The organism is Micrococcus sp. APC 4021 (assembly GCF_030407635.1).
GTDB lineage: Bacteria > Actinomycetota > Actinomycetes > Actinomycetales > Micrococcaceae > Micrococcus > Micrococcus luteus.
Genome location: NZ_JASDCZ010000106.1, coordinates 1 through 7952 on the forward strand (window position 1 = coordinate 1; position 7952 = coordinate 7952).

A 7952-nucleotide genomic window follows, 5' to 3' on the forward strand; every position below is an offset into this window, starting at 1 on the left:
CGGGGTGGGGGCGGTGGGCGCAGAAGGGGCAGCGGTGCTCGGGGTCGTCGGCGGCGCAGGCCGCGCAGCGGACCTCGAGCGTGGTGCAGGCCGGGTCGGCGCAGTTGCGCAGCGCCGAGGTCGGGGCCTCGCACGTGACGCACCGGCCGATGGTCTCGGCATCGGCGGTGAAGCGGGTGGACAGGCGTCGGTCGAACACGGCCAGCTCGCCCCGCCACAGTCCGGCGTCGCCGCGGGCCTCGCCGTAGCGGACGATGCCGCCGTCGAGCTGGTAGACCTCGGCGAAGCCGCGGTCCTTGAGCAGGGCGGAGAGGACCTCGCAGCGCACGCCGCCCGTGCAGTAGGTGATCAGCGGCGCGTCCTTGAGGTGGTCCAGGGCCCCGGAGTCGACGGCGGCGAGCAGGTCGCGGGTGGTGTGCGCGTCCGGGACCACGGCCCCGTCGAAGCGGCCGATGGCCGCCTCCACCGTGTTGCGGCCGTCGAGGAAGCGCACGGGGTTCGCGGTGCCGGCGCGCTCGGCGACCAGCGCGTCCACCTGGACGGGCGTGAGCCGCTCCCCCGTGCCGACGATCCCGTCCGCGTCCACGGTGACGCGCTCGGGGGCCCCGAACGCGACGAGCTCGGGCTTGACCTTGACCGAGAGGCGGGGGAAGTCCGCCGCCGAGCCGTCCGACCACTTCACTTCGAGGTCCCGGAACGCCGGATGCTCCCGCGTGCCGCGCATGTAGCGCTTGACGGCGTCGACCGGTCCGCCGACGGTCCCGTTGATCCCCTGCGGCGACACGATGATCCGGCCGGTCAGGCCGAGGGACGCGGCGAGCGTGCGCTGCCACAGCCGCACCGCCTCGGGGTCGGCGAGCGGGGTGAACCGGTAGTACAGCGCGATGCGCGAGAGGGGGGCGGTGCTCATCAAGGTCCAGGCTAGTGCGCGACCCCGGACGCCACGGCCGTGAGGGCGGGCGGGGCCTGGCCCGCACCGGCCACACGCCTTACCCTTCAGACATGACTGAGCATCTGGATCCGGCACTGGTCGACATCTGGTTCGCGGCCTGGTCGCGATCGCGCGGCTACCGTACGAGCCAGGAGGCGGGGCGACGCGCGGCCCTGCGCACCCCTCGCCCCGCCCGCATGATCCCCGGCGGCTCCGGTCGCGCCACGGTGGACGTGCCGGCCACGTGGGAGCACGTGGTGGTGAACCCCTCCCGCGGGGAGCTGGAGGACCTGCGCGAGGCGGTGCGGGACCAGGAGCAGATCCTGCTCACAGTGTTCGGCGACGCCGGCGAGGACCCGAAGGCCATGGGTCTGAAGGCCCAGGCCGAGCCGGAGCGCTTCATGACCATGGACATGGACCCCGAGCTGCAGGACGTGGAGCCCCCGCTGCTGCCCGAGGGCTATGAGGCCCGCGTGGACCAACCGATGGAGGGCAGCCGTCGCCTGCGCATCCTGGCCGTCGGCGCCTCGACCGTGCCCGAGGGCGAGGAGGAGCTCGCCGCCCTCGGCTGGGTCACCGAGGAGGGCGGCACCGCCGTCTACGACCGGATCTGGACGTCCCCGAACCACCGTCGCCGCGGCCTCGGCTCCCTCGTGATGCGCTACCTCACCTCCGAGGTCATGAGCGAGGGTGAGATCAGCCGCGGCCTGCTCGTCGCGTCCCCGGACGGCCAGAAGCTGTACCGCCACCTGGCCTGGACCGACCTCGGCCCCGTGTCCATCTGGGGTCGCGGCCTGGCCGAGGACAACCCCGCCGCCGAGCACACCGGCACCATGGGGGCGTGACCGGCCACCTCCCGGAGCACGATCCCTGGGCGGATCCCGCGGGCGGCTGGGGGCCGCCCGGCACGGCGGATTCCGCGCCGCCCGTCGACGACGCCGCCCCGGACTTCTCCGGACCGGAGCCGCAGCCCGTCGGTGCGGTGGTGGCCGACGTCGTGGCCGGGCTGTCCGTCACGGCGCCCGGCGACCTGCGCCCGGACACGCCGGCGGGGGCCGGACTCCGTGCGGCGCTGGGCCGGACCGGGCTGCCCGAGCAGATCCGCCACGTCACCGAGCTGCCCGCACGGCAGGCCCGGCACACGGACTGGCCCGCGGACGCTCCGGAGGGCCTAGTCAGGGCCTTCGCGGCGCGCGGCGTCGAGCGGCCGTGGCTGCACCAGGTACGGGCGGCGGCCCTGGCCGGCGCGGGGACGCACACCGTGCTCGCCACGGGCACGGCGTCGGGCAAGTCGCTGGGCTACCAGCTGGCGGTCGGCACCCGGCTGGCCGCCGACCCCCGGGCCACCGCGCTCTACCTCGCCCCCACCAAGGCCCTCGCGGCGGACCAGCTGACCTCCTGGCGCGCCCTCGAGCGGGACGGTGCCCCGGGGCTGCGCGCGGCCCCCTACGACGGCGACACCGCACCGCAGGATCGGATCTGGGCCCGCGAGCACGCCACCGTGCTCATGACCAACCCGGACATGCTCCACGTGGGGATCCTGCCGCACCACGAGCGGTGGGCCGCGTTCTTCCGGAATCTGACGTTCGTGGTGGTGGACGAGTCGCACACGTACCGGGGCGTCTTCGGCTCGCAGGTGGGGATCCTGCTGCGTCGACTGCGGCGCATCGCCACCCACTACCGCGGGGACCGTCCGGAGACCGTGTTCATCGGGGCGTCGGCGACGTCGGCGGATCCGGCCGGGCACTTCGCCCGACTGATCGGGGCGCCGGCCACAGCCGTCACCGAGGACGCGTCCCCGCACGGGGCGGTCACGGTGGCGTTCTGGGAGCCGGAGCTGACGGACCGCCGGGGCGAGAACGGCGCGCCCGTCCGCCGCTCGGCGATGGCCGCCGCCGCCGACCTGGTCACGGACCTGGCCCTGCAGCAGGTGCGCACGCTGGCGTTCATCCGCTCTCGGCGCGGTGCCGAGGCCATCGCGAGCGCGGCCAAGCGGCAGCTCGAGGAGGTCGAGCCGGGGCTCGGCGCCCGGGTCGCGGCCTACCGCTCGGGCTACCTGCCCGAGGAGCGGCGGGAGCTGGAGGCGGACCTGCGCTCGGGTCGGCTGCTGGGCATGGCCTCGACGCCGGCGCTGGAGATGGGCATCGACGTCGCGGGGCTGGACGCCGTGGTGGTGGCCGGCTGGCCGGGCACCCGCGCGTCGTTCTTCCAGCAGATCGGCCGCGCCGGGCGCGGCGGCCAGGACGCGCTCGCGTTCTTCGTGGCATCGGACGACCCCCTGGACACGTTCGTGGTGGACCACCCGGAGGCCGTGTTCGACCTGGGCGTGGAGGACACCGTGGTGGACCCGGAGAACCCGCACCTGCTCGGCCCGCAGCTGTGCGCGGCCGCCGCCGAGCTGCCGATCACGCCCGAGGCGTTCGGCTGGTTCGGGGAGCCGGAGCGGGTGCGCGCCCTGCTGGACGTGCTGGTCGAGCAGGGGCTGCTGCGCCGTCGGCCGGCCGGCTGGTTCTGGACGCACCCCGAGCACGCCGCCGGCATGGTCTCCCTGCGGGACGACGGCGGCGGGCCCATGGACATCATCGACGCCGAGTCCGGCGCCCTGCTGGGCACGATGGACTCGCCCCAGACCCACTACCAGGCGCATCCCGGCGCGGTGTACGTGCACCAGGACCGCACGTACCTCGTGGAGGAGCTGGACGAGGACGCGCACGCGGTGGTCGTCACGCGCGCCTGGCCGGACTTCACCACGCAGGCCCGGGACGTCACGGAGATCGAGATCGTGGCGGTGCACCGCCGCCTGGACGCGCGGGAGGGCACCCTGCGCTGGTGCCTCGGGGACGTGCAGGTCCGCACCCAGGTGGTGTCCTTCCAGCGCAAGGCCCTGGTCTCCGGGGAGGTGCTCGGCGAGGAGCCCCTCGACCTGCCGGCGCGGGACCTGTTCACCTCCGCGGTGTGGTTCCAGGCGGCCTCGGACGAGCTCATCGCCGCGGGACTGACCACGGATCGCCTGCCCGGCGCCCTGCACGCGGCCGAGCACGCGATGATCGGCATGATGCCGCTCGTCGCCTCGAACGACCGCTGGGACATCGGCGGCGTCTCGATGGTCCTGCACCCGGACACCGGCTCCCCCGCCGTGTTCGTCTACGACGGCCGGCCCGGCGGGGCGGGCTTCGCCGAACGCGGCTTCGAGCAGGCGCGACGCTGGGTCGAGGCGACGGCGGGGGCCATCGCGGCCTGCGAGTGCGCGGAGGGCTGCCCGTCCTGCGTGCAGTCCCCCAAGTGCGGCAACCGCAACAGCCCCCTGGACAAGGCCGGCGCGCTGACCGTCCTGCGGTTCCTGATGGACCACGCCGATCACCTCGTCCCGGCGGACGCCTCGACCGACGGCTCGGGCGGCGGCGCCTCCGGCGGGTCCGCGGACGCGGCGCCCGGGGCCTGAGACCGCGGCGGACCCGCGACGGCATCGGCCGTGGCCGCCGGCAGCGGGGCGCGAGCGAGTTCGACCGCGACGCGCACCGTCCCGTCCTCGCGCACCTCGCACGCCACGACGGCGGCCCCGTTGCGTTCGGCGGTCCGCCCGGCCAGGACGCACGGCTCGTGGTCGGAGAGCCCGCGCCGGGCGTCGGAGGCGGCGAGCGCCGCCAGGTCGGCGGCCCCGGCCGCCCGGGCGCCGGTGACCGAGGCCTGCCCCAGCGCCGCGACGGCCAGCAGCAGCCCCGCCCCCAGGGCGGCCGTGCCCAGGACGGACACGGTGCCCGAACCGCGTTCGCCCCGCACGGGCGCCCTCCCGCGGGTCATGACCGGTCCTCCGGCGAAGCGGCGGGCGTTCCGGGCCGCTGCTCGGGGGCGGCGGCGTGCGCGGTGAGGGTGAGGGCCTCGGCCCAGGCGAGCGGCCCGGGGCCGGGCTGGACGACCTCGACGGTCACCCAGCCGCCCTCGACGGTGTGCGAGAGCGAGGCGTCGTCGCCGGCCATGCGCGCCACCGCGTCGCGGGCCGCCGCCTCGTCGTCGCCCCGGGCGAGGATGCGGGCGGCCGACGCCGCCGCGTCCTGACCCCGCACCTGCTGCACCGCGGCGGCGCCGGCCAGCAGGACGGACACGAGCACGAACGCGATCACGGGCAGCAGCACCGCGTACTCGGCCGTGACGGCCCCGGTCTCGCCGCCCCGGAGCCCCCGGGGCCGCCCCGCCGTCCGGGCGCCCGTACGGCGCGCGGACGGCGGGGCGGAGGTCGGGTGCTCAGTCACGCTGGAGCGCCCCGGTGACGAGGTCCACGAGCAGCGACTGCACGTCCGGGCTGGTGAGCACGACGGCCAGCACGCCCGCGAAGCCCACGGCGGCGAGCGTGAGGATGCCGTACTCGGCCGTGATCGCGCCGGTCTCCTCGCCCGCGGCGTCGACGACGCGGGCGAGGCGGTCGCGCTCGCTCGGGCGGGTGACGGCGGGCTGGGCGGAGTGGGAGCGGTGGGTCATGGTGGTCCTCCTGGAGTGGGCCCCGCGGTGCGGGGCGGTGGTGACGGCCCGGCCGGGCCGCTGGTCCCAGGCTGGCCCGCTCCGGGGCCCGCGCGCCGGGGGCGATGCGGATCCGGGGATGGGCCGGGGCGATCGGGGCCCTGTGCAGGACCGGACGCCCTGGCGTCGCCACGGCCTCAGCCCGGTCCCGCCCCGAGCAGGGCCATGACGACGGGCACCACGCCCCAGCACACGAAGGCGGGCAGCAGGCACAGCCCCAGCGGCATCACCAGGCGCACTGCGAGCTCCTCGGCCGCCCGTTCGTCCGCCCGCCGGGTCTGCTGACGGACGGCGGCGGCGGTCTCGGCCAGCGTGCGGGCGCCGGCCATTCCGGACCGGTGCAGCGGACGCAGTCGGGCGGCGGTCTCGGCCCACACCGGGTCCGTATCGAGGCCCACCCATGCCTCGTCCCAGTCCCGACCCCAGAGCAGCAGCGCCGCCGTGGCCCGCAGGCCGCGGGCGCCCGGCAGGGTCCGGCCGAGGTCGTCCAGCGCGGCGGGCAGGGATCGGCCGGCGCTGAGCAGCGCCGCCAGCACGTCCAGCACGACGGCGGCCCCCACCGCCGCCGGCTCGCGCGCGGCCGCACGCAGCAGCAGGCGCGTCCAGGACCGCCCGGCCAGCCAGAACAGCAGACCCACCGCGGCGACCACGGCACCGAAGGGCGAGCGGACCAGGTCCCCCGGGGAGGTGCCGAGCAGCCACGCGAGGCCGAGGCCGCCCAGGGGCAGCCACTGCAGCAGCCGGGACGTCGCGCCCGGCCCCGCCGCGGCCGAGCGGCGGGCTCGGGCCGCGTCCACGTCCGCCTCGAGGCTATGGGCCAGCTGCCGGGCCACGGCTGCGGGAGCGGCACCCGCCCGGGCCCCGGCCGCGAGCGCCGCATCGACCAGCGCCCAGCCCGGGTCCCGTGCGGGGGTCCGCCAGGGCAGGGTCCCACCGCGGCGCGCCGCCTCCCCGGTCGCCGCATGCGACGCCGGCACATCCCAGGCCAGCGCCTCGGCCCGGCGTCGGGCGTGGTGATGGGCGCAGCACGCGGCCCCCGCCTCACCCGGCTCCGACCCGCAGGCGGGCAGGGTGCACGCGGTCTCCCGCCAGGCCTGCTCCTCGGTCAGGCCGGCCGCGACGAGGGCGGCCCAGCGGCGCAGCACGCCGACAAGCACCTCCGTCTCCTCCTCCGGCCTCGCCCGCCCCGCCCGCCAGGGCAGCAGCGCCACGGCACGCCCAGCGCGCGACCGTCGTGCCTGCCCGGCCGCCGTCGTCGTGCTCACCGGCCGCACCGCCCCGCCAGCCGGGCCGCGAGCGCGGGCACGCCGGGTCCCTCGACGGTCCGCCCACCCGCCGCCTCCGTTCCGGGCCGCCACGTGAGGGCGGGCAGCAGGGCGAACCCGTCGGCGCGCGGGTCCGAGACGGCGAGTTCGACTGGATGCCGCCCGTGGCCGTCGCGGGCGATGTGCAGCACGGCGTCCACGCCGGCGCGGGCCTGCGCGGCCACCGTCTCGGGCCGCCAGCCGGCCAGGGAGGCCATGGCCGTCAGCCGGGCGGGCACCTCGGCGGCGGCGTTGGCGTGCAGGGTGCCCCACGCACCCTGATGTCCCGTGTTCAGGGCGGTGAGGACGTCGGCCACCTCGGCGCCGCGGCACTCGCCGACCACGAGCCGGTCCGGCCGCATCCGCAGCGCGTGGCGGACGAGCTCGGCCAGTCCGACCTCGCCGGCGCCCTCCGCGTTGGCGGCGCGGCACTGCAGTGCGACCACGTGCGGGTGATCGGGCGCGGCCTCGGCCGTGTCCTCCACGACGACGATCCGTTCGTCCCCCGGCACCCGGCCGAGGGCCGCGGAGAGCAGCGTGGTCTTGCCCGCCCCGGTCGCGCCGCTGACCAGGACGGTGGCACGGTCGCGCACGAGCGCCTCGAGGGCGTCGGCCCAGAGGGCGCCGTCCGGCCAGCCGTCGGCCAGCGCGGTCAGCGACGGCGTCGTCGCGGCCGGGATCCGCAGGCTCAGCAGGGTGCCATCGCCACTGACCGGGGGCAGGACCGCGTGGACGCGCACGCCGCCCACGCGGGCGTCGGCCAGCGGCACCGCCGCGTCGAGGCGGCGGCCGGCCCGGTGCAGCAGCCGCACCGCGAGCGCCCGGGCGGTCTCGGGGTCGAGCCGACCGGGGCGGCGGACGAGGCCCTCGTCCCCGTCGGTCCACACCGCGCCCGCGCCGTCCACGAGCACGTCGGTCACGCCCGGGGTGCGCACCCAGGGTGCGAGCGGGCCGAAGCCGTCGAGCTCATCGACCAGCGCCGCCACGCGCGGGTCGTCGATCGGCGCGTCGAGGGCCTCGGCGATCAGCGGGGCCAGCGGCGGCTCCGCCCCGTCTGCGGCCGACGCACGGGCCTCGGCCACGCGCAGGCGCACGACGGCGGCGTCCAGCCCGCCGGGGCCCGCTGCGGGTGCGGCCAGCGGCGGCGCGGCGACCTGCGTGCGTTCCGGCTCGGCCGGGTCAGTGCGGGGCCACGGGAACCG

8 protein-coding genes are annotated in these 7952 nt (G+C 77.3%); 2 read left to right on the forward strand and 6 right to left on the reverse strand.

Annotated elements, in window-relative coordinates; genetic code table 11:
* The coding region (locus QL983_RS09095) for a rhodanese-related sulfurtransferase (protein ID WP_290152445.1) at nt 1-910 on the reverse strand (910 nt) is incomplete at its 3' end.
* A 92-nt stretch (nt 911-1002) separates the two neighbouring features.
* Between QL983_RS09095 and QL983_RS09100 the strand changes: the two genes are divergently transcribed.
* Nucleotides 1003-1776: a GNAT family N-acetyltransferase gene (locus QL983_RS09100; RefSeq protein WP_036336902.1), complete on the forward strand. Its 774-nt coding sequence runs from the start codon at nt 1003-1005 to the stop codon at nt 1774-1776.
* Nucleotides 1773-4373 (forward strand): Zn-binding domain-containing protein, encoded by a 2601-nt coding sequence (locus tag QL983_RS09105; protein WP_036384897.1) that lies wholly within the window; start codon nt 1773-1775, stop codon nt 4371-4373. The genes QL983_RS09100 and QL983_RS09105 overlap by 4 nt, the downstream gene beginning before the upstream one ends.
* Here QL983_RS09105 and QL983_RS09110 read toward each other — a convergent pair.
* The 5 genes from QL983_RS09110 to QL983_RS09130 all read right to left on the reverse strand — a co-directional run.
* Nucleotides 4289-4732: an Rv3654c family TadE-like protein gene (locus QL983_RS09110; protein WP_036336906.1), complete on the reverse strand. Its 444-nt coding sequence runs from the start codon at nt 4730-4732 to the stop codon at nt 4289-4291. The two genes, QL983_RS09105 and QL983_RS09110, sit on opposite strands and share 85 nt — an antisense overlap.
* Nucleotides 4729-5181: a TadE family type IV pilus minor pilin gene (locus QL983_RS09115; RefSeq protein WP_036384896.1), complete on the reverse strand. Its 453-nt coding sequence runs from the start codon at nt 5179-5181 to the stop codon at nt 4729-4731. Before QL983_RS09115 ends, QL983_RS09110 begins: the two co-directional genes overlap by 4 nt.
* The gene (locus QL983_RS09120; protein ID WP_036336908.1) at nt 5174-5407 is read right to left on the reverse strand and encodes a DUF4244 domain-containing protein; all 234 of its coding nucleotides are present in this window, start codon (nt 5405-5407) and stop codon (nt 5174-5176) included. Before QL983_RS09120 ends, QL983_RS09115 begins: the two co-directional genes overlap by 8 nt.
* A 176-nt stretch (nt 5408-5583) precedes the next feature.
* Nucleotides 5584-6603: a type II secretion system F family protein gene (locus tag QL983_RS09125; protein WP_144879411.1), complete on the reverse strand. Its 1020-nt coding sequence runs from the start codon at nt 6601-6603 to the stop codon at nt 5584-5586.
* Between the two features lie 104 nt (nt 6604-6707).
* Nucleotides 6708-7952: ATPase, T2SS/T4P/T4SS family (locus tag QL983_RS09130; protein WP_290152455.1), on the reverse strand; the 1245-nt coding region annotated here is incomplete at its 5' end.

Excerpts from the sequence above, each read along its gene's own strand:
- QL983_RS09100 (WP_036336902.1), top strand. The coding sequence starts at position 1,003 with ATGACTGAGCATCTGGATCCGGCACTGGTCGACATCTGGTTCGCGGCC.
- QL983_RS09120 (WP_036336908.1), bottom strand. The coding sequence starts at position 5,407 with ATGACCCACCGCTCCCACTCCGCCCAGCCCGCCGTCACCCGCCCGAGC.
- QL983_RS09110 (WP_036336906.1), bottom strand. The coding sequence starts at position 4,732 with ATGACCCGCGGGAGGGCGCCCGTGCGGGGCGAACGCGGTTCGGGCACC.